Source organism: Mesorhizobium cantuariense (assembly GCF_042647205.1).
Lineage (GTDB): Bacteria > Pseudomonadota > Alphaproteobacteria > Rhizobiales > Rhizobiaceae > Mesorhizobium > Mesorhizobium cantuariense.
The window spans coordinates 7,494,010-7,514,151 of record NZ_JBHRVD010000001.1 but is presented as its reverse complement, the minus strand read 5'-3'; the positions used below and the strand labels follow the sequence as shown (position 1 = coordinate 7,514,151).

At 63.3% G+C, this 20,142-nt stretch carries 19 protein-coding genes; 13 read left to right on the top strand and 6 right to left on the bottom strand.

Going from position 1 to position 20,142, the window contains the following annotated elements:
- The 10 genes from ACFOJ9_RS36665 to ACFOJ9_RS36620 all read left to right on the top strand — a co-directional run bounded on the left by ACFOJ9_RS36665 (position 1) and on the right by ACFOJ9_RS36620 (position 9,336).
- Entirely contained in the window at positions 1–1,113 is a 1,113-nt protein-coding gene (locus tag ACFOJ9_RS36665) for an ABC transporter ATP-binding protein (protein ID WP_378986732.1), read from the top strand.
- Positions 1,106–2,119 carry an ABC transporter ATP-binding protein gene (locus ACFOJ9_RS36660; RefSeq protein WP_378986730.1) on the top strand — a complete coding sequence of 338 codons (1,014 nt, stop codon included), beginning with the start codon at positions 1,106–1,108 and terminating at the stop codon, positions 2,117–2,119. Before ACFOJ9_RS36665 ends, ACFOJ9_RS36660 begins: the two co-directional genes overlap by 8 nt.
- A 79-nt stretch (positions 2,120–2,198) precedes the next feature.
- Positions 2,199–3,842, top strand: a complete 1,644-nt coding sequence (locus ACFOJ9_RS36655; RefSeq protein WP_378986728.1) for a dihydroxyacetone kinase subunit DhaK — start codon at positions 2,199–2,201, stop codon at positions 3,840–3,842.
- A gap of 72 nt (positions 3,843–3,914) precedes the next feature.
- Positions 3,915–4,517 (top strand): dihydroxyacetone kinase subunit DhaL, encoded by a 603-nt coding sequence (dhaL, locus tag ACFOJ9_RS36650; RefSeq protein ID WP_378988296.1) that lies wholly within the window; start codon positions 3,915–3,917, stop codon positions 4,515–4,517.
- Positions 4,514–4,903, top strand: coding sequence for a dihydroxyacetone kinase phosphoryl donor subunit DhaM (gene dhaM / locus ACFOJ9_RS36645; protein ID WP_127380390.1), 390 nt, complete (start codon positions 4,514–4,516; stop codon positions 4,901–4,903). Before dhaL ends, dhaM begins: the two co-directional genes overlap by 4 nt.
- A 22-nt stretch (positions 4,904–4,925) precedes the next feature.
- A complete protein-coding gene (locus ACFOJ9_RS36640) occupies positions 4,926–5,228 on the top strand; it encodes an HPr family phosphocarrier protein (RefSeq protein WP_378986726.1) in 303 nt (100 codons plus the stop codon).
- A complete protein-coding gene (gene ptsP / locus ACFOJ9_RS36635) occupies positions 5,212–6,798 on the top strand; it encodes a phosphoenolpyruvate--protein phosphotransferase (RefSeq protein WP_378986724.1) in 1,587 nt (528 codons plus the stop codon). Before ACFOJ9_RS36640 ends, ptsP begins: the two co-directional genes overlap by 17 nt.
- 11 nt (positions 6,799–6,809) lie before the next feature.
- Positions 6,810–7,232, top strand: a complete 423-nt coding sequence (locus ACFOJ9_RS36630; RefSeq protein ID WP_378986722.1) for a hypothetical protein — start codon at positions 6,810–6,812, stop codon at positions 7,230–7,232.
- A 37-nt stretch (positions 7,233–7,269) separates the two neighbouring features.
- A complete protein-coding gene (gene dhaK / locus ACFOJ9_RS36625; protein ID WP_378986720.1) occupies positions 7,270–8,256 on the top strand; it encodes a dihydroxyacetone kinase subunit DhaK in 987 nt (328 codons plus the stop codon).
- Positions 8,257–8,319: 63 nt separating this feature from the next.
- On the top strand, positions 8,320–9,336 hold the full coding sequence (locus ACFOJ9_RS36620) for a nucleotidyltransferase family protein (RefSeq protein ID WP_378986718.1): 1,017 nt from the start codon (positions 8,320–8,322) through the stop codon (positions 9,334–9,336).
- 8 nt (positions 9,337–9,344) lie between these two features.
- Here the strand turns inward: ACFOJ9_RS36620 and ACFOJ9_RS36615 are convergent, their stop codons facing one another.
- From ACFOJ9_RS36615 to ACFOJ9_RS36600, 4 genes are all read right to left on the bottom strand, one after another.
- Positions 9,345–10,331: a serine kinase gene (locus ACFOJ9_RS36615; protein WP_378986716.1), complete on the bottom strand. Its 987-nt coding sequence runs from the start codon at positions 10,329–10,331 to the stop codon at positions 9,345–9,347.
- Complete coding sequence (locus ACFOJ9_RS36610) at positions 10,328–10,762, bottom strand: lasso peptide biosynthesis B2 protein (protein ID WP_378986714.1); 435 nt, start codon at positions 10,760–10,762, stop codon at positions 10,328–10,330. The genes ACFOJ9_RS36615 and ACFOJ9_RS36610 overlap by 4 nt, the downstream gene beginning before the upstream one ends.
- Positions 10,762–11,376, bottom strand: a complete 615-nt coding sequence (locus tag ACFOJ9_RS36605; protein WP_378986712.1) for a PqqD family protein — start codon at positions 11,374–11,376, stop codon at positions 10,762–10,764. The genes ACFOJ9_RS36610 and ACFOJ9_RS36605 overlap by 1 nt, the downstream gene beginning before the upstream one ends.
- A gap of 118 nt (positions 11,377–11,494) precedes the next feature.
- Positions 11,495–12,307, bottom strand: coding sequence for a DUF2259 domain-containing protein (locus tag ACFOJ9_RS36600; RefSeq protein ID WP_378986710.1), 813 nt, complete (start codon positions 12,305–12,307; stop codon positions 11,495–11,497).
- A 144-nt stretch (positions 12,308–12,451) separates the two neighbouring features.
- Here ACFOJ9_RS36600 and ACFOJ9_RS36595 point away from each other — a divergent pair, with 144 nt between their 5' ends.
- From ACFOJ9_RS36595 to ACFOJ9_RS36585, 3 genes are all read left to right on the top strand, one after another.
- Positions 12,452–14,359 (top strand): propionyl-CoA synthetase, encoded by a 1,908-nt coding sequence (locus ACFOJ9_RS36595; RefSeq protein ID WP_378986708.1) that lies wholly within the window; start codon positions 12,452–12,454, stop codon positions 14,357–14,359.
- A gap of 507 nt (positions 14,360–14,866) precedes the next feature.
- Entirely contained in the window at positions 14,867–15,949 is a 1,083-nt protein-coding gene (locus tag ACFOJ9_RS36590) for an acyltransferase family protein (protein WP_378986706.1), read from the top strand.
- A 175-nt stretch (positions 15,950–16,124) separates the two neighbouring features.
- Positions 16,125–16,445, top strand: coding sequence for a putative quinol monooxygenase (locus ACFOJ9_RS36585; protein WP_378986704.1), 321 nt, complete (start codon positions 16,125–16,127; stop codon positions 16,443–16,445).
- A 103-nt stretch (positions 16,446–16,548) separates the two neighbouring features.
- Here the strand turns inward: ACFOJ9_RS36585 and ACFOJ9_RS36580 are convergent, their stop codons facing one another.
- Together ACFOJ9_RS36580 and ACFOJ9_RS36575 are read right to left on the bottom strand one after the other, a co-directional pair.
- Positions 16,549–18,936 (bottom strand): polysaccharide biosynthesis tyrosine autokinase, encoded by a 2,388-nt coding sequence (locus ACFOJ9_RS36580; RefSeq protein ID WP_378986702.1) that lies wholly within the window; start codon positions 18,934–18,936, stop codon positions 16,549–16,551.
- Positions 18,937–19,173: 237 nt separating this feature from the next.
- A complete protein-coding gene (locus tag ACFOJ9_RS36575; RefSeq protein ID WP_378986700.1) occupies positions 19,174–20,070 on the bottom strand; it encodes a UTP--glucose-1-phosphate uridylyltransferase in 897 nt (298 codons plus the stop codon).
- Positions 20,071–20,142 lie beyond the last annotated feature (72 nt).

Here is a 20,142-nt window from a genome sequence, read left to right as displayed (position 1 = left end):
ATGGCCGAAATCCGTGTCCAGCACCTGAGAAAGGCCTTCGGCGATTTCGTCGCCGTGCAGGATTCCAACTTCGTCGTCGAGGATGGCGAGTTCTTCGTCATGCTCGGACCATCGGGCTGCGGCAAGACGACGACCTTGCGCATGATCGCCGGGCTCGAATTGCCGACCGGCGGCCAGATCCTGCTCGGCGGCGACGACGTCACCATGCTGCGGGCACGCGAGCGCGACATCGCCTTCGTCTTCCAGCTGTTCGCGCTCTATCCGCACATGAATGTGCGCAAGAACATCGGTTTCCCGCTCCTGGCGCAAGGCATGCCTTCGGCCGAAATCCGCACACGGGTCGAGGAAACGGCGAGGCTGCTGCGCATCGATCATCTGCTCAACAAATCCGTCTCCGGTCTTGCCGGCGGCGACCGCCAGCGTGTGGCGCTCGGCCGCGCCATCGTGCGGCGGCCAAAATGCTTCCTGATGGATGAGCCACTCGGCACGCTCGACACCGAATTCCGCGATCTGATGGTCCACGAGCTGCGCGAGCTGCACAACCGCATCCACGCCACGACAGTCTATGTCACGCACGACCAGATGGAAGCGATGTCGATGGCCGACAAGATCGCGGTGATGAACCATGGCGTCATCGAACAATTCGGAAGCCCACGCGAAATCTACGACCGCCCGGCGACCATGTTCGTCGCCGACTTCATTGGCTCGCCGCCGATGAATTTTCTGGGATTTGGCGGCGGGCTCGCCAAGGGTGCGAAGGAGATCGTCGTGCAAGGCGCGAAAGTGGCGGTGCCGGAGGTGCGCGAGGATATCGCGCCGGCCGACATGGCGCTCGGCATCCGCCCGGAACACATCCGCTTCGACGATGCTTCCAAGCTGCGCGGCGCCATCTACGGCACCGAATATCTCGGCACCACGCAGATCGTCGCGATGGAGACGGCGGACGGCATCATCAAGGCACGCGTGCCGGCCGAAATCCGCCTCTCCACCGGCGACCATGTCGGCCTGACGCTGAGCAGTGCACGGCTGTCACTGTTCGAGAAAGGATCCGGCCGCGCGGTGAGAACCGCGATCCACGATGTGGCCTCGGAACGGAGAGCGCAGCATGGCTGAAGTGCACATTAAGAACGTGACCAAGAACTTTGGCGACCATGTCGCCGTCAACGGTCTCGACCTGCATATATCAGATGGCGAGTTCGTCGTTCTGCTCGGGCCGACCGGGGCAGGCAAGACGACGACGCTGCGGCTGATCGCCGGGCTGGAACGACCTGATGCCGGCACGATCCAGATCGGCGGCCACGATGCCACAACGCTGTCGCCGGCCGAGCGCGACACCGCCTTCGTCTTCCAGCAATATTCGCTCTATCCGCATCTGTCGGTGTTCGACAATCTTGCCTTCCCGCTGCGCTCGCCGGCGCGGAAAATGCCGGAAGACCAGATTCGCCGCCGGGTCGAGGAGGTGGCGAAGATGGTGCGCATCCATCACAAGCTCGCCAACCGCTCGACCAAACTTTCGGGTGGCGAAATGCAGCGCGTCGCCATCGGCCGCGCGCTGGTGCGCAAGCCTTCGATCTATCTGATGGATGAGCCGCTGTCGTCTCTCGACGCCAAGCTGCGCGCCGATCTCAGGCTCGAGCTGAAGCGCATCCAGACCGAACTCGGTGCCACCATGCTTTATGTCACGCATGACCAGATCGAGGCGATGACGATGGCCGACCGCATCGGCATCCTCGCTGACGGCGTGCTGGTGCAGATCGGCTCGCCGCGGACGATCTATTCCGAGCCGGCAAACCTGCATGTCGCGGCGAGGCTCGGGCAGCCGGCGATCAATCTTCTGCCGGCCGGGCTGCTGCCTGACGGCGGCGCGCCGGCGGGAACCAAGACGATCGGCGCGCGCACCGAGCATCTGACGATCGCGAAGGCCGCGAATGGCCATGCCGATGGCGTCGTCGACTGGGTCGAGCATCTCGGTGACCAGAATCATTTGCATGTAACGGTGGGGACCAAGAAGCTGGTGACACTGACGGATCCCGACACGGATCTGGCGCAGGGCGACAGAGTGGTGATCCGCTACCGGTCGCCGCTGTATTTCGGCGCCGACGGACAACGACTGATGTGAATGGTTTCGGTGTTTCCCTCCCGAGGGTTCAACGCCGGCTTCTGATTGACGATTGCGGATACGGGGCTGGACGAATTCGATGACGCACTTTTTCAATCGCAGGGAAACGATCGTCACCGAGGCGCTGGACGGCCTGTTGCGGACCATTGGCTCGGGCGATCTCGCGCGTCTCGACGGCTATCCCGAGATCAAGGTCATCCTGCGCGCCGGTGGGGACAAGACGAAAGTCAGCGTCGTCTCGGGCGGCGGCGCCGGGCACGAACCGTCGCATGCCGGCTTCGTCGGCAAGGGCATGCTGACGGCGGCGGTCTCGGGCGAGATCTTTGCCTCGCCGAGCGTCGAAGCGGTGCTGGCGGCCATTCGCGCGGTCACCGGTCCGGCCGGCTGCCTGCTGATCGTCAAGAACTACACCGGCGACCGCCTCAATTTCGGCCTGGCGGCCGAGAAGGCGCGCGCCGAAGGGTTTCGCGTCGAGATGGTCATCGTCGCCGACGACATCGCACTCCCAGAGATTACCCAGCCGCGCGGCGTTGCCGGCACCTTGTTCGTGCACAAGATCGCTGGCCATCTGTCGGAGGCCGGGCACGATCTTGCGTCCGTTGCGGCAGCCGCTCGCGCGGCGGCGAAGGACATCGTTTCGCTCGGCATGTCGCTGTCGTCCTGCTCGATCCCCGGCCAGCCGCACGAAGACAGGTTTGGCGAGAACGATGGCGAGCTCGGCCTCGGCATTCATGGCGAGCCGGGCGTCGAGCGGATTGCGGTGCAAAGTGCCGACAGGCTGGTGGCGATCATGGCTGAGCGCCTCTCGGCACGTCTCGACCTCTCGGCCGACCATGCCTTGCTGATCAACAATCTAGGTTCGGTGCCGCCGCTCGAAATGTCTGTTATCGCCAACGCGGTGCTTGCATCGCCGCTGGCCAAGACCATCAAGCTGACGATCGGTCCGGGCCCGCTGATGACAGCGCTCAACATGAACGGCTTTTCGCTGTCGCTGATCCGGCTCGATGCGGCGCGCGAAACCGCCTTGCTGGCGCCTGTCGGTCCGCACGCCTGGGCGCCGGCAAAGCCCGTTGTTACGCCTTCTGTCATGCCATTGGCGAAAGCGGCCGGGCCAAGCGCGGTACGCAAGCCGAGCCAGAATGCACGCACCAGGCACCTTGTCGTCACAATCTGCGAACGGCTGATCGCGCTGGAAACCACTTTGAACAGGCTGGACGCCAAGGCGGGCGACGGCGACACCGGCTCGACGGTGGCGACCGGCGCGCGCAGCATCCTCGAACGGCTTGATACGCTGCCGCTTGCCGAGCCTGCAGCGGCCCTTGGCGCAATAGGTGACATTCTGAGCGCGTCGATGGGTGGCTCCAGCGGCGTGCTGCTGTCGATCTTCTTCACCGCGGCGGCCCAAGCTCTGGACAGCGGCGCGAGCCTGGCCAAGGCGCTGCTTGCCGGCCTTGAACGCATGACCTTCTACGGTGGTGCCGGAATTGGCGATCGCACCATGGTCGATGCGCTTGAGCCGGCGCTCAAAGCGCTCGACGCGAACGGCCTGGAGGAGGCGGCAACAGCAGCCCGGCATGGTGCCGAGGCCACCGCCGCCATGGACAAGGCGAAGGCCGGGCGGTCGGCCTATGTCGGCAGCAAGCTGCAAGGCGTGGTCGACCCCGGCGCTCATGCGGTGGCCGAAGTCTTCGCGGCCGCCGCCGCGCTGCATGAAGCGGCCTGACGCATGCTCCAGTTGTCGAATGACCGTTCTTTCGATACTGCCGGCAAGATGGAAACCGGGAATTCGGGTGACATGGCGGCATTGAACCTTGCCAGGCTGATCACGGCCGCCGCGGACACGATCGCCGCCCACGCCGAGGAATTGACCGCGCTCGACCAGGCGATCGGCGACGGCGACCACGGGCTGAACATGAAGCGCGGCTTCGAGGCCGTGCGGGCCGAAGCCGAAGTGTTTTCGGCCAAGCCGCTGCCCGAGGCCCTGAAGGCGATCGGCACCAAGCTGGTGATGACGGTGGGTGGCGCCTCCGGTCCGCTGTTCGGCACCCTGTTCATGGCGCTCGGCAAGGAGATTTCGGCTGAGCCCGATCGTGCCAATCTGACGGCGGCTTTCGGCAAGGCGATCGAAGCTGTGGCCGCGCGTGGCAAGTCGCAGATCGGGCAGAAGACAATGCTCGACGTGCTGCAGCCGGTGCATGACGCGTTGCTGCAGGGAAAGACGGCGCCGGAAATCGCCGACATCGCTGACGCTGCGGCCGAGGCGACCGTGCCGATGAAAGCCTTGCGCGGCCGTGCGTCGTTCCTTGGCGACCGGTCAATCGGCCACATGGATGCCGGCGCCCGTTCGACCGCACTTCTGGTGCGCACGATCGTCGAAACGCTGGAAGGTCAGCCATGAGCAATGTCGGCATTGTCATCGTTTCGCATTCGCCGCTGGTTGCCGAGGGCACGGCCGACATGGTGCGGCAGATGGTGGGCGACGAAGTGCCGCTTGCATGGTGCGGCGGAAACGGTCATGGCGGGCTCGGCACCAATGTCGAGGCGATCATGGGCGCTATCGACAAGGCCTGGTCGGAAGCCGGTGTCGCCATCCTGGTCGACCTCGGCGGCGCCGAGACCAACTCGGAAATGGCGGTGGAGATGATCGGCGAGCCACGCTCGCAAAAGATCATCGTCTGCAACGCGCCGATCGTCGAAGGCGCGGTGATGGCGGCGACCGAGGCCTCCGGCGGCGCCTCGCTCAGGGAAGTGGTGGCGACGGCGCATGAATTGTCGCCGTCGTGAACGAACGGGAATTTTGAAAGACATGTCCGCATCCGCCGAAGCGACCGTTGTGATCACCCACGAGGTGGGCCTGCATGCGCGTCCTTCGGTGAAGTTCACCAAGCTGGCCAAGAGCTTTGCCGCCGAGGTGGAAATCGCGCTTGCCGCCAACGGGCCCTGGTTCGACGCCAAGAGCATCGTCAAGGTGATGGCGGCCAAGGCGCCTAAAGGCACGGTGCTGCATATCAGGGCGAGCGGCGACGGCGCCGATGATGCCGTCGCCGCGCTGGTCGAACTGGTGCGACGCGATTTCGACGAAGGCACGGACCATGTCCGAACCGCTTAGGCTGCAAGGCATTTCGGCCTCGGCCGGCTATGCCGAGGGGCCGCTGTTCGATCTCGACCGGATTGCCGTATCCTATGTCGGCAAAGAGACAGCCGACGACGAGAAGGCCGCGCTGGAAACCGCTATCGCCATCGCGGCGGGCCGCCTCACCGTATTGATTGAGATGGCCGTGGGCGATGCCGCCGACATTCTCGAGTTCCAGATCGCCATGCTCGGGGATGATGCACTGAGCAGCCCCGCCTTTGCCAGAATCCAGGCCGGTGAGCGGGCCGATCAGGCCTGGCGGCAGGCGCTTGACGCTGAAATCGCCGGCTACGATGCTTCCGACCAGGATTACTTTCGCGCGCGTGCCGCCGACATCCGCGACATCAGGGACCAGGTGCTGCGGGCGCTGTCCGAGGATGGCGACGTCCAGGCACCAGCCGGCGCCATCTTCTACGGCGAGGACATCGCGCCGACGCGTTTTTTCGAAACCGACTGGAGTTGTGGTGGAGGCATCGCGCTGAAGGCAGGCAGCACGGCGAGCCACGTCGCCATGCTGGCGCGTTCGCGCGGCGTGCCGATGGTTGTCGGGTTGGGCGCTTCGCTGGCTCATCTAGCCGGCACAGCGCTGCTCGACGCCGAACATGGCGGCATCGTGCTGTCACCCTCCAAAGCCGAAATCGCTGCCTTTCGCCAGTCGTCTTCATCATTCTGGGCGCGCCGCGACCAGGCCGGGACGTTCCTGGCGCGGCCGGCGGTGACCAAGGCCGGCACGATGGTGCGCGTGCAGGTCAACATCGCCGACCCGTCCGATGTCGACAGCATCGACATTGCGACCTGCGACGGCGTCGGGCTGATGCGCACCGAATTCCTGTTCGGCAAGACGCTGCCGGACGAAGAGACGCAGTATCGCTCCTATCGCAAGGTGCTGGAGTGGGCCGGCGACAGGCCGGTGACGATCCGCACCGTCGATGCCGGCGGCGACAAACCGGTGCCCGGCTTCACGGTCGAGGAGAGCAATCCGTTCCTCGGCCTGCGCGGGATCAGGCTGTCGCTGGCAAGACCGGAGGTGTTTCGTGTGCAGATCCGGGCACTGCTGCGCGCCGCCGTCCACGGCAATCTGAAAGTGATGTTTCCGATGATCGCCATTGTGGAGGAATATAGACAGGCAGCGGCGATGTTCGCGGAGGAGCAGGCCGCACTTGCCGCGCGCGGCATCGCGAACAAGATGCCGCCGCTCGGCATCATGGTCGAGGTGCCGTCGGTGGCGATCGTGCCGGAAGCCTTTGCTGACGCCGCCTTCTTCTCGATCGGCTCCAACGACCTCACCCAGTATGTCATGGCGGCCGCCCGCGACAATGCTGCCGTGGCCCATCTCAATTCGGTCCGTCATCCGGCCGTGCTGCGGCTGATCGCTGCCGTGACCGCGTATGGCCAGCGGGAAAAGATCCCTGTCAGCCTGTGCGGCGATGCCGGCGGCGATCCCGCTTCGATCCCGGCGCTGATCGAGGCCGGCCTGCGCGATCTTTCCGTCGCGCCGGCGCAACTCGCCATGGCCAAGGCGGCCATCGCGGACGTTTCTGTCTAGGCGCGGCTGGCATGGTTGACATCAAACCCGAACCCGGTTCCGAAGAGGCGATCCGCGCCTACAAGACGATCCTGTCGCAGGTCATCGACCAGCGGCCGTCCGGCATGCGCCAGCGTCTCGCCGATGCGCTCGGCAAGCACCGCAGCTTCGTCACGCAGATTTCGAGCCCGGCCTATTCGATCCCGATTCCGTCGAAACATTTGCCGGCTATATTTTCGGTGTGCCATTTCAGCCCGGCCGAGCGCGATCAGTTTCTTGCCGCCTACCATCAGGCGCATCCGGGAAAAATGTCGGTCGCGGCAGGCATGCGCAAGACGCGGCATGTCTCGTTGATCGTGCCGGATTTCGGCGACGACAAGCAGAACGCCGCACTCGACAGAGCGGTGAACGATTTTATCCAGAAGATCACCAGCATCACCGGCAAAGGTAGCTGATCGCCTGGTATTAGGCCTATTTCGGGAGGAGACGGCCGTGAAGAAATTCATGAACTCGGTGGACACGGTGCTGATCGAGAGCCTCGACGGTTTCGTGGCCGCCCATGCCGACATCCTCTTGCTTGGCGACGAGCACAAATTCATCCGCCGCAAGACCTTGCGGCCGGGCAAGGTGGCGCTGATCTCCGGCGGCGGCTCCGGCCATGAGCCGCTGCATGGCGGTTTTGTCGGTCACGGTATGCTCGATGCCGCCTGCCCTGGCCAGGTGTTCACCTCGCCGACGCCAGACCAGATGCTGGCGGCGGCGCAAGCCGTCGATACCGGCGCCGGTTGCCTGTTCATCGTCAAGAACTATGAGGGCGACGTGATGAACTTCGACATGGCGGCTGAGATGTCGGAAGGCGTCCAGCAGATCGTGACCAATGACGATGTCGCCGTCGAGAATTCTTCCTATACGACGGGCCGGCGCGGCGTCGCCGGCACGCTGGTGGTCGAAAAGATCGTCGGCGCGGCGGCCGAACATGGCCTGGCGCTGGCGCCGTTGAAGGCGCTCGGCGACCGCGTCAACACTGCTACCCGCTCGATGGGCGTGGCGCTGACCAGTTGCACCGTGCCGGCGGCAGGCAAGCCGACTTTCGACATCGGCGACGGAGAGATGGAATTTGGCGTCGGCATCCATGGCGAGCCCGGACGCCGGCGCGACACGTTGAAAAGCGCCGATGACATTGCCGAGGAAATCTGTGCCGCGATCCTGGGCGACCTCGGTGACAAGGCGAAGGGCCCGGCGCTGCTGTTCGTCAATGGCTTCGGCGGCACGCCGCTGATGGAACTCTATCTAATGTACAACAGCGCGCGGGCAATTTTCGAGAAGCATGGCGTCGCGGTGACCCGTTCACTGGTCGGCTCCTACGTCACCTCGCTCGACATGGCCGGCTGCTCGATCACACTCACCATGCTCGACGATGAAACGACCAAATTCTGGGACGCGCCTGTACACACGGCGGCGCTACGCTGGGGCATGTAACCCTGGCTTCCACCCTGCTTTTCTGCGACCATTCCTGACTTCCTCGCAACGCCGGCTGGGTTGATGCTGCCACCGCTTACGCCTGCCGAAGAAAAGCTGCTGCTGCGCTTCGCCGATCCCGAGGCTGCGGCAGGTGGCGAAGTTTTGCCGGCAAAGACGCTGACGGCGCTGCTCGACAATGCAGAGTTCCATGGCGTGCTGCCGATCATGCTGCGCAAACTCAGCGGGGACGCGCGGCTGCCACCGGATCAGGGGCTGCGGGACAGACTGGACGACCTGCGCCAGAAGGCGACGATCGCCACCGGGCAGTCGATGCTGCTGCAGTACCATGGCGACCGCATCATGAAGGGACTGGCGGCGGACAATGTTCCGGCGCGGATCTTCAAGGGACCGGTCTTCGCGCGAAAGCTCTACCGCAACATTTCAGATAGGCCGTTCACCGACATCGACATCCTGGTCGAACCCGCCAACCTAGCCCGGGCAAACCGGGTGATCGCGGCATGCGGCTTCGAGCTTGGCAGCAACGAAGCTGAATCCTACCAGCTGCAGGAGTTCAAATGGCTCGAAAAAGAGAATTCGAGCCTGCTGGTCGAACTGCATGGCGATCTGGTGCATGACACCGGCATGCGGCGGCGCCTGTCGCTGGGTTTTCAGGAATTACTCACCATCGACGGCGAAGCGACAGACACGCCGGCAGCCCTTTTGACGATCGCCATCGTGCATGCCGCCGGCGGCCATAAATTCCACCGATTGCAGCTTTGCGTCGACGTGCTGCAAGGGGTTCGGGCGTTGCAGTCGGCGGACTCGGAAGCTCGCCTGTTCGACGCTGCCCGGATGACCGGCATCGAGCTCGAACTGGCTGTTGTGCTCAATGTGACCGGCCAATTGTTCGAGGAGAGCCGCGCGCTTGAACTCGCCGGCCGCATCAAGCCCGATCTCTCGATACGGCTGGCCAGACGGTTGATCACCACGAATACGCTGCTCGGCGTCAATTCCAGGGACAGGCTCGGTTCGCGCCTGCGCCGCGACGCCTTCCGGTGGATCCAGAGATTGGCCAAGGCCAGGCCATACGCCACTTGAAGTAGCCGTCAATCCCGCGTTGCCAGGGCGGCGCTGATCAGCGCCGCCGCGTCGGGTGGGCGCGCGCCCACCTCCAGCCGGAAGGTCGGCACCGCATTGACCAGCCCGCCGATCGTCGCCAGCCGGCGCTTCTGCATCGGCAGCAGCCCGGTCATGCCCGTGCGGACATTGTCAACTGCCAGCGCCACCATTGCGTCGGTCCCGGCCATGGCGACGAGCCGGGTCTGGCCGTCGGCGGAACGAGCCAGGTGCAGAAGGGCCGCCACCGGCCGGGCGGTCGCGTTTTCGACCCGCACGATCCCACTCAGCCGTTCGAGCGAGACAGGCTGTTCGCCGTTGCAATCCCATGTCTGGCCAAGGCATGGCGCCACCTGCGGGATCATCTCGGCAGTCTTCCGATGGATCTTGACGGCGCGCGGCAAGCCCCAGGCAACGACCTTGCCCGAAGCGACATTCAGGATCATGGCGTCGTCGGAGCAGAGCCCAAAGCCTTGTGTCGCCAGCGCCAGAGATGTCGTGGTCTTGCCGGTGCCGCTCGGGGCATGGATCAGCACCACCGCGTCATGGTCCGGCAGCGTCAGACCGGCTGTGTGCAGCATATGCTGAACGCCAGCGTCGAGCGCAGCATCCAGCACCAGCATCCAGGCCGTCCAGGTGACTTTCGTGTCGGGGCGAACCCGGATTTCGGCCCAACCTTCGTCACTCTTGATCGAGACAGTGAGGCGTTCGGGAAAGACGAGATGGACGGTGCCGCCATTCTCAATCATCCGGCAGTGGCCATCCAACGGTATTTCGCCATCGAAGACGAGCGATCCGTTGGCTGCCTCGTCCAGGGCTGCCGTCTCGGTGATATCAAGGCGAAAGTCCGGCTCGACGGGATCGGCGATGCGCAGACTGCCCAGCATCCGTTCGAAATCCTGCCACAGCCCGGGGCGCTCGGCTGATATGCCGAGGATTTGGCCGTTGAGGCCATAACACGCTGAAGGTCTGGTCAAGCGGGACGCACCTTTGCGGCATCGGCATGGTGACGGTAGATCTCGACCATGCCGGGAAGGCTGTCGCTGATCACCGGCCTGCCGTCGAGGCAGACCCAGCAATGCGCCGACATGCGTGGCGCCTGCATCGACTGGGGATCAACGCCGAAGCGCAGGTCCGGATCGAAGCCGGCAAGGCGCAAGAAACGATGACCGAGCAGCCCTTCTCTCAGGCACCTGCGGTCGCGCATCAGCCAGGGATGTCGGACGGTGCGATTGACAGCGGCGACGATGTAGGCGGACGGCAGGCCTCGATAGGGCGTCGACGAGGCGAGCGGCGCCCATTTGAGCACGTCCTCGAAGCTGCGGTTGGCGACCAGGACCGGCATCAGCCGCGCATCTGCCCAGAGATGGCAGCGAAACAAGGCGCGCAGGAGAGGACCGTCCGCCATCAAGCACCTGGCGCGGCGAGGATACCTTCCGAGACCAGATCCGTGGCCAGTGCCGCCATATCCTGATCGAGCGTTCCCTTGTCGACCTCGAACTCCTCGCAAAGCAGGTCGACGATCTGGTCTAGGTTGCGCACGCCGTCCACCTTGTCGAGAAAGGCTTCGGTCGTGCCGTTGCATGTGTAGAGCTGGCCGCTGCGCGCCAAAAGCACGACGGCACCATCGCCGACATGCTGGACAGAAGCGTCTTCCGCCAGCCGCAGAACCGTTTTAGAGGCAATTTCCATCACCAACCCCACCAAGCCATGCAAAAACCCGGAATTCAGATAGCGCGGCGAGGGAACGCTGTCTATCAGCCGATCATGGGAGACCTGCGGGCGGGCTCGTTCGGCTTTGCCTTCCGCAGATCCTCGTCCCGGCGGCGAAATCGCATCAGCTGCCTGTTCCCAGCCGGAATCGTCCCAGAAATAGTCGTCAACGCGAGGAGACAAGCAACTGAACCGGTCGGCTCGGCCGTTGCTTTTCTTCCCTAGAGTAAGGTAAAACCCGCTTGGGTCTTGGGGAGATAGCGTATGCGTTACAATTGGGAACGGGCTCCGACGAGCTTCGAACGTCATAGAAAAGCACTGGCGACAGCTATTTTGATCGCTAGCGGCATTGGCCTCATGCTTGTGGCCCTGCCGATCTAGAACAATCGACAATCATCGATACGCGCAGCTTTCGGCCTTGGTCTTGTCAGCGTAGCTGACCGGTCACCGCAAGGAAGCGGCGGTCGCGCCCTTCAAAACCCTGGCTGAAACGCTGCAGCAGCACGACGATCACCGCCGGCTTGCCGGCCGGGATGAATTCGTAGGATTCCGACAGGCTGTAGGAGGTCGGGCAGTTTCTTGAGCCCGGCACGGCCTTGTCCTCGTGCAGGATCTTGAACGGCTTGCCGTCCTGCCCTTGCAGCGTCAGCCGGAAGCCGAGCGCCTTGCCAGATGTGTCGCCCTGCTGCGTCGCATCGAAACTCGCCGAACAATCACTCGTGCTGGCTGCCAGGATCTCGTCGAGTTGGATGGTCGAAATGCCTGTTTCGTCATAGAGCGGCGACAGCCATTTCTGCGACACCTGTTCGAGGCGGGAGATGTCGTTGTAGGCAACCATTTCACCCGGAAAGGTGAACTTGTCGGACGCCGTCTGCTCGCCCTGTGATGCGATGGCATATCTGGCAAGAACGGGCGCCGCCTGCGCGGCGGCCTGGGCTCTCGCCTGCTCCAGCGTCAGCGTCGCCTCCTCCGAGTTGTCGACGACGAGGATCGGCTTGCCGCCGACAAATTCATCGGTGCGTGTGTCGATGATGTCGATCTGCGACCAGCCGGAATCCGAGGCGCCGGCGTCGAGCGTTCCATATTGCTCGAAGGCGAAATAAGCACCATCGGGCGAAAAGCCGATGATACGCCGTGCCGCGGCATCGCCAGCCTGAGCGGTTCCAGCGGAGATCGCGAGCACGACACCCATGACCAATGGGAGCGCAAAGCGCCCGATGATCCGCACAGCAGCAAACATCCCCACTCCAATCCCGTATCGCAATTTCATAGCTGCTTGCCCCCAAGCGCCAGGTCGATATCAGCCGTACAATGGCGTGCATTTGCGGCCAAGGTTAGAGCGCGCTATCTGGAGGGAAGAAAATCATTCCTGGGGAGGGTACGGATGGCTTCACGCTATCACGAGGTCTATGACGGCTGGAAACGCGACCCGGAACAATTCTGGGCGGACGCGGCGGGCGCCATCGACTGGTATTCGCCCTGGGACAAGGTGTTCGATGCCACGGCTGGGGTCTATGGACGCTGGTTTACCGGCGCCACCTGCAACACCTGCTACAATGCCATCGACCGCCACGTCGCCAGCGGGCGCGCCGACCAGATCGCGCTGATCCATGACAGCGCCATCACCGGAACGGTCAAGAAATTCACCTATGCCGAACTCAAGCGCGAGGTGGTTGCACTCACCTCGGTGCTAAAGAATCGCGGCATTCGCAAGGGCGACCGCGTCATCATCTACATGCCGATGGTGGCAGAGGCGGCCATCGCCATGCTGGCCTGCGCCCGCATCGGCGCGGTGCATTCGGTGGTTTTCGGCGGCTTTGCCTCGCATGAGCTTGCCACCCGCATCGACGACGCCAGGCCGAAGCTGATCATTTCCGCATCCTGCGGCCTCGAGCCGGGCCGCGTCGTCGCCTACAAGCCGCTGCTCGACAAGGCGATCGAGATCTCCCGCCACAAGCCGGACGCTTGCCTGATTCTGCAACGCGACCAGTTGCGCTGCGAACTGAAGGAGCATTTCGACATCGACTACGCCGACGCCGTCGCCCGCGAGCGGGCAGCGGGCGCCAATGTCGATTGCGTGCCGGTGCTGGCCACCGATCCGCTCTACATCATCTACACATCGGGCACGACCGGTCAGCCCAAGGGCATCGTGCGCGACAATGGCGGCCACATGGTTGCGCTGAAATGGACGATGGAAAACGAGTTCGGCGTCAAGCCGGGCGAGGTGTTCTGGGCCGCCTCCGATGTCGGCTGGGTGGTCGGCCATTCCTACATCGTCTACGGGCCGCTGCTGCATGGCTGCACCAGCATCCTGTTCGAAGGCAAGCCTGTCGGCACGCCCGACGCCGGCACCTACTGGCGGGTGATAGCGGAGCATGGCGTCGTCGCCCTATTCACCGCGCCGACCGCGTTCCGCGCGATCAAGGGGCAGGACCCGCAAGGCGAATTCATTGCGAAATACGACCTCTCGAAATTCCGCACGCTGTTCCTCGCCGGCGAGCGTGCCGATCCGGAAACCATCAAATGGGCGGAGCAGAAGCTTGATGTGCCGGTGGTCGACCATTGGTGGCAGACCGAGACCGGCTCGCCGATGACCATCAATCCCGCCGGCCTTGGCCTGCTGCCGGTGAAATACGGCTCGCCCGGCGTGCCGATGCCCGGCTACGACATCCGCGTGCTCGACGATGCCGGCCACGAGGTGAAGCGCGGCACGCTGGGCAATGTGGTGGTCAAGCTGCCGCTGCCGGCAGGCTGCCTGCCGACGCTGTGGAACGCCGACGCGCGCTTCCGCCAAGCCTATCTCGATGAGTTCCCCGGCTTCTACAAGACGGCGGATGCCGGCATGGTCGACGAGGATGGCTATCTCTACGTCATGGCCCGCACCGACGACATCATCAATGTCGCCGGCCACCGGCTGTCGACCGGCGCCATGGAGGAGGTGCTTTCAGCCCATCCCGATGTCGCCGAATGCGCGGTCATCGGCATTGCCGACGCCATGAAGGGGCAGGTTCCACTTGGCTTCGTGGTGCTGAATGCGGGTGTGACGCGCGATATCGGCCTGATCGAGAACGAAGTGGTCGGCCTGGTGCGCGAACGCATCGGCCCGGTCGCCGCCTTCAAGACGGTGGTGACGATCAAGCGCCTGCCAAAGACGCGTTCGGGCAAGATCCTGCGCGGCACCATGCAGAAGATCGCCGACAAGGAAGAATGGGCGATGCCGGCGACGATCGACGACCCGGTGATCCTTGATGAGATTACCATGGCGCTGAAGGAGCGTGGAATCGGGGTTTAGCGGCGGCCAATCGCGTATGGCAGCGCCCTTCCTCTCCCCCGTCGATCGGGGAGAGGTGTCGAGCGAAGCTCGACGGAGTGGGGGTCGACCTTTCATCGAAGCACTGCTTCCGCCTTTACCGCTTGCCTGAGTTTTCTTGCTCGCCGGGTTGTGGCTGTCTTGCGGTGGCGGCGCGATTGAAGAGCGGCTTCCCCCACTCCGTCGCTGCTTCGCAGCGCCACCTCTCCCCCCTCCGGAGGGAGAGGAAAGGAGCCAACCTTGCTAAAGCTCGCGCCTTTCCTCTCCCTCGTCGATCGAGGGAGAGTGTCGAGCGAAGCTCGACGGAGTGGGGGTCGATCTTTCATCTAAGCGATGCTTCCGCCTGATTACCGCTGCCTGAGTTTTCTTGCTCGCCTGGTTATGCATGTCTTGCGCCGGCATGTTTGGCGAATGGCACCCAATCCTTTATTGTGCAACGCAGCAATGTGCCCTAAAGTCCGTGGCGGGGGGCCATCCCAGCGGCACGGTATGGCTCAGCAGAAAATTACATTTGGTGGCGTCGACATCCTGCGCTTTCTCGCCGCCGTCATGGTCATGGTCTACCACTATGGCTTCTGGGTGTGGGCGTATCCGGACGGTGTTTCGGCGCGCGCCACGGGCGGCGTTCCCCCGCAACCGGCAATAGGCGCCTGGGTCGAATCCGGCTGGGTCGGCGTCCAGATCTTCTTCGTCATCAGCGGCTTCGTCATCGCCTTCAGCGCCGAAAGGTCGACGCCCTTGCGGTTTTTCGAAGCAAGGGTGAAACGGCTGGCGCCGGCGGTGTGGATCTGTGCACCGGTCACCGCGGTCGTCCTTTTGATCGTCGGTCTCAGCTGGCCGACGGATGCCGTCGTCAGGCTCGTCCGCACCGGCCTGTTCGCCCCCTACGCGCCTTGGGTGGACAGCGTCTACTGGACACTGGGCATCGAGATCGCCTTCTATGCCATCGTCTGGATCCTGCTTAGACTTGGCCGCTTCCATCAGATGGAAATGGTGGCCATCGCCATCGGCCTGGTCAGCACGCTGTTCTGGTGCCTGTACTACCCGCTCGACTGGGCCGATCTTGCCGAAACACGCACGCTCGCCCTGCTTCTGGTGCATCACGGCGTTTTCTTCGCGACCGGCGTCATGCTGTGGCTGATGCGCTTCAAGGCGGTGACAGCCGCGCGCCTTGCCTTCTGCGCCCTGTTCCTGAGCGGCGGCGTGCTGCAGATCGCCAGTTCGGTCGACGTTCATATCCTGAAGGTCGGACGAGAGATGCCATTCGCGCCGCCAATCCTCATCTTCCTCGCCGCCATCGCGCTGATGGCGTGGTCGCTGCGGCTCGACCTGTCCTGGAGCGGCTGGCGCCGGATCGGACTGATGACCTATCCGCTCTACCTGCTTCACGATGTCGTCGGCGCGGCCCTGCTCGGCGTCCTCGTCCGCGCCGGGCTGCCGCATCTCGTCTCAATGGTGGTCGTCGGCGCGACGATGATCGCGGCAAGCTGGCTGGTGGCGACCGAGGCCGAGCCACGCATCCGGCTGCTGCTCGACCACACCGTTTTCCGCTATCGGCTCAAGGCCGCGTAGTCGCCGACCTTCTTGACCAAATGGGGGTTAATCAGTGGGCACTTCGGTGCCCAGTTTGCGCAGGAGCCGTACTGTCCAGCCGCAGGATTCCGAGGCCTGGATCGTGGCAGTTTGAAATTCAGCCGGAAAGGACGCCGATGGTTCGTGGCCGGTACAAAAAGCAAGAGACCGATTGATGCTGATTGTCAGGATGGCGGAACTGGAAATCGATCCTGACCAGATCGACAGCTATAAAACCCTGCTTGCCGAAGAGATCGAGGCCTCCGTGCGAATCGAGCCGGGCGTGCTTTTCCTTCATGCCGTGTCGGAAAAAGGCGCACCTGAAAAGGTGCGCGTGATCGAATGCTACGCTGATCAGGCGGCCTACGAAGCCCATCTGACCACACCGCATTTTCTCAAATACAAGACGCAAACGGCGCATATGGTGCGGTCACTTCGGCTCATCGAAACCGACCCGATCACGTTGGCAGCGAAACCCGGTCAGATTTCAAACTGATCCACCACCCAGGCCCCGGCTCGACACCGCCGTTCATCCAGAGCGGTCGACCCCGTCTCAACGCGATGCGTTTTCGAAGGACCTGCTTGGGCAACAGCCGATCTCAGACCGGCGCCTTGCCGCGCACTTCCGACTTTTCCAGATAGTAGCTCGAATATTTGTCGAAGAACTTTTCCGAGCCGCCGAACGACCCGTATTTGGCCAGCTTCTTCAGATCGACCTTGTTCAGCACCGCGCCGACGATCTTGTTGGCGACATAGGGTTCTGATTCCAACATCGACCTGACCATCGCGCGGGGGGTGCGTCCCCATTCGGTGACCAGCACAAAACCGTCGACCAGCGGCGCGAAGGCCTTGGCGTCGACCACCGGTCCGAGCGGCGGCAGATCGACGACGATGTATTCGAACGTCTCCTTGGCGTTTTCGATGAAGCGCCGCATGCCGGCCGAGGAGAGAAGTTCGCTGGTATGCGAGAAGTGACCGCGCAACACCGCCGGGATGATCGCCAGCTTCGTCTGCCGGTCAATCTTGCCGACGGCCTGCCAGGTCTGGCCATTGACCACCGCTTCCATCAAGCCCTGCTCGGCTTCCATGCCGAGGCCGCGGCTGAGGCCGGGGTTGCGCAGGTCGGCGTCGATCAGCAGCGTCTTGGCGCCGTTGGCGGCAAGCAAGCCGGCCAGATTTGCCGCGACCGTCGACTTGCCCTCGCCGGGAAGCGCCGAGATGATGCCGATGACGCGGCTGCCTTGCCCTTCCATGACGACGTCGAAAGCGATCTTGGCGCTGCGCAGCGTTTCGGAGAACATCGAGGCAGGCGAATCGATGCTGACCCGCATGCGCGCCCGTTTTTCGGCTGAAGACAGCGATCTGGCGGTCTTGGTATCCAGTTGGGTCTCGCCCGGCTTTTCTTCCTTGCCGAGCTTGCCGCCGATCGTCGGCAGATAGCCGAGGAATTTCAGGCCGACACGGTCGCGCACATCCTCGCCGGTCCTGAAGAACCGTTCGTTGAACTCGTTCAGACCGCCGAAGCCGGCGCCCATCAGCATGCCGAGAACCAGCGAAAGTCCGAGCACGATAATGGTGCGCGGGCTTGACGCGGTAAGCGGCATCGAAGCGTCCGAGATGATGCGGATCTTGCCGACCGGGAAGGATTGCTGCTGCGCGGCTTCCTCGTAGCGGCCGAGGAATGTCTGATAGAGCGTGGTGAGCGCCGTCGCCTGCTGATCGAGTTCACGCAGCTTGACTCGCGTCTGGTTGTCGACGGAACTCTTGCCTTGTGCGGCCGCGACATTGGCCCTGAGCGCGGTCTCGCGCGCCAGCGCCACTTCATATTCGTTGCGATAGCTTTCGGTCAGCTGCTTCAGCTCGCCGAAAATCTGCGTCGATATGTCGGCCTTCTCCTTGGCGAGCGCCACCGCCTGCGGATGCTCGGGGCCGAAATTCGCCTCAACGTCCTGCAGCCGCTTGGCCACCGTCAGGTAGCGGGTCTTGAGCGCCGCGATGACCGAGCCGGTCGGCTGGTCGCTCGATATGGCGGCATCCTTGAAGGCATTGTCGGAGCCGCTGTCGACGATCGCCTTGTACTGCTGGTAGCGGGCGCTGGCGCGTGCGGTGTCGGCCTGCGCCACGATGAGCTGGGCGTTGAGATCGGAAAGCTGCTTGTCGCTCATCAGCTGGCCATCGCTGTTGGCGGCGAGCCCGTGCTCGGCCCTGAATTTCTCGACCGCGAGCGAAGCTGCCTGGGAACTCTGGCGCAATTCCGTCAACCGGCCCTGCAGCCAGACCGCAGCCCGCTCGGTGGCATCGAAGCTGGCGTCGAGCTGATCGGCGAGATAGGCGTCGGCATAAGCCTTGGTGATGGCGTTTGCCAAGGCCGGATCCGTGGCCTGGTAGCCGAGTGCGATGACATAGCTTCGGCCGGTGCGCTCAGCCTGGATCTCGTTCTGCAGCTTGAGGATTGCGTAGTCGCGACGCGATGTGGCGATCAGCGCGTCACGGGCGGCCGGGTCGAGCTTGCTGAAGTCGGCCCCCCCCGGCATGGAAGGGCTGGGGCGGACATACTGGATCACGCTGCGGACCATGCCGACGCCCTTCGCCAGAGCCGATACGGGCGGATTCATGAACGTATCGTTCTGGTCGAGCTTGAGCTTGTCGACGACCACGGCGGCAAGCCGTGTCGAGGTCAGGATCTCGATCTGGCTCAGGATGGCGGAATCGGTCTGCATGGTTGTCGACGCCGCCGAAATATCATCGACGATCTTGTTCAAGCCTTCGTCGATCAGCACGCTCGCGACCGACTGATATTTGGGCGGCGTTGTCTGCAGATAGAGCAGACCCAGAAAGACACCGATGACAGCACACACGGCAACCACCTTGGCCTGCCGTGCGGCCATGCCAAGCAGTCGCTCGATATCGATGAAGTCTTCACCGTCTCCTGCGTCCGAATTCGGCAATGGCATCCTCTTGTCGAGAGGAAAGTTGGCATAATTCATCTTCGGTCCAATTCTAGAGCCGGTCCCATTCCGATCGATCGCAATGGGCTCTATCTCACTGTTTTAACATGATCTTTTTCCGGAAACCCGGACCCACTTTCCGGGATCATGCTTTGGCTTGCAGCCGCCTCGAAGATCGGGAGCATCGCCAGAAGCAACGCAAGCGTCGTGCCAGACGCCGAGGGCCTGCCGGCCCCTCTTCGCCAGCCATCCGACAATGCTCCCGAAAAATGGGCATTATGCGGCTTCTTCCTGGCGTTCATGCGACCGGACGAACTCCTGAAGCATCTCGAAAACCGGGCCCTTCATGTCGTCGCGCGCCAGCGCGAAGGCGATGTTGGCCTGGATGAAGCCTTCCTTGGAACCGCAGTCGAACATACGGCCCTTGAAAGGCTGGGCGAAGAACGGCTGATCCGTCGACAGACGGACCATGGCGTCAGTCAGCTGGATTTCGTTGCCGGCGCCGCGCTGCTGATTGCCCAGAAGCGCGAAGATCTCGGGCTGCAATATGTAGCGGCCGTTGATGTAGAAGTTCGACGGTGCATTGGCCGGCGCCGGCTTTTCGACCATGGCTGTCACCTCGAAGCCGCCGCCGACATCGGCACCACGGCCAACGATGCCGTATTTGTTGGTCTCGGTCGGGTCGCAGCGCTCGACGGCGATGACGTTGCCGCCAGTGCGCTCATAAAGGTCGACGGTTTCGGCGAGGCATCCGCGCCCGCCGAAGGACACCATGTCCGGCAGCAGCAAGGCGAAGGGCTCGTTGCCGATAACCTCGCGGGCGCACCAGACGGCATGGCCGAGGCCTTGCGGCGATTGCTGGCGGATGAAGCTGGTGGCGCCGGCCACCGGCAAAAGGCTTTCCAGCGACTGCAATTGGGCCTTCTTGCCGGTCTGCTCCAGTGTTCCGATAAGTTCCGGATGGAGGTCGAAATAGTCCTCGATCACCGCCTTGTTGCGACCGGTCACGAACACGATGTGCTCGATGCCCGCCTCGAAGGCCTCGTCCACCGCATATTGCACGACAGGCCTGTCGACTACGGGAAGCATTTCCTTCGGCATCGACTTGGTCGCCGGCAGGAACCGTGTTCCAAGCCCCGCCACCGGTATCACGGCCTTCCTGATTTTCTTCATCGCAAATTCCTTCTGAGGAGATCGACTTCAGTCCATTCACAGGCCACGAAAAATCCCTTCATGTGCCTGCAT

What these genes read in the sequence shown, in the direction of transcription:
- dhaL (WP_378988296.1), top strand. Translation starts at nt 3,915, where the DNA reads ATGGCGGCATTGAACCTTGCCAGGCTGATCACGGCCGCCGCGGACACG.
- ACFOJ9_RS36595 (WP_378986708.1), top strand. Translation starts at nt 12,452, where the DNA reads ATGGCTTCACGCTATCACGAGGTCTATGACGGCTGGAAACGCGACCCG.
- ACFOJ9_RS36655 (WP_378986728.1), top strand. Translation starts at nt 2,199, where the DNA reads ATGACGCACTTTTTCAATCGCAGGGAAACGATCGTCACCGAGGCGCTG.
- ACFOJ9_RS36575 (WP_378986700.1), bottom strand. Translation starts at nt 20,070, where the DNA reads ATGAAGAAAATCAGGAAGGCCGTGATACCGGTGGCGGGGCTTGGAACA.
- ptsP (WP_378986724.1), top strand. Translation starts at nt 5,212, where the DNA reads ATGTCCGAACCGCTTAGGCTGCAAGGCATTTCGGCCTCGGCCGGCTAT.
- dhaM (WP_127380390.1), top strand. Translation starts at nt 4,514, where the DNA reads ATGAGCAATGTCGGCATTGTCATCGTTTCGCATTCGCCGCTGGTTGCC.
- ACFOJ9_RS36590 (WP_378986706.1), top strand. Translation starts at nt 14,867, where the DNA reads ATGGCTCAGCAGAAAATTACATTTGGTGGCGTCGACATCCTGCGCTTT.
- ACFOJ9_RS36665 (WP_378986732.1), top strand. Translation starts at nt 1, where the DNA reads ATGGCCGAAATCCGTGTCCAGCACCTGAGAAAGGCCTTCGGCGATTTC.
- ACFOJ9_RS36600 (WP_378986710.1), bottom strand. Translation starts at nt 12,307, where the DNA reads ATGTTTGCTGCTGTGCGGATCATCGGGCGCTTTGCGCTCCCATTGGTC.
- ACFOJ9_RS36660 (WP_378986730.1), top strand. Translation starts at nt 1,106, where the DNA reads ATGGCTGAAGTGCACATTAAGAACGTGACCAAGAACTTTGGCGACCAT.
- ACFOJ9_RS36605 (WP_378986712.1), bottom strand. Translation starts at nt 11,376, where the DNA reads ATGACGTTCGAAGCTCGTCGGAGCCCGTTCCCAATTGTAACGCATACG.
- ACFOJ9_RS36610 (WP_378986714.1), bottom strand. Translation starts at nt 10,762, where the DNA reads ATGGCGGACGGTCCTCTCCTGCGCGCCTTGTTTCGCTGCCATCTCTGG.
- ACFOJ9_RS36630 (WP_378986722.1), top strand. Translation starts at nt 6,810, where the DNA reads ATGGTTGACATCAAACCCGAACCCGGTTCCGAAGAGGCGATCCGCGCC.
- ACFOJ9_RS36580 (WP_378986702.1), bottom strand. Translation starts at nt 18,936, where the DNA reads ATGAATTATGCCAACTTTCCTCTCGACAAGAGGATGCCATTGCCGAAT.
- ACFOJ9_RS36620 (WP_378986718.1), top strand. Translation starts at nt 8,320, where the DNA reads ATGCTGCCACCGCTTACGCCTGCCGAAGAAAAGCTGCTGCTGCGCTTC.
- ACFOJ9_RS36585 (WP_378986704.1), top strand. Translation starts at nt 16,125, where the DNA reads ATGCTGATTGTCAGGATGGCGGAACTGGAAATCGATCCTGACCAGATC.
- ACFOJ9_RS36640 (WP_378986726.1), top strand. Translation starts at nt 4,926, where the DNA reads ATGTCCGCATCCGCCGAAGCGACCGTTGTGATCACCCACGAGGTGGGC.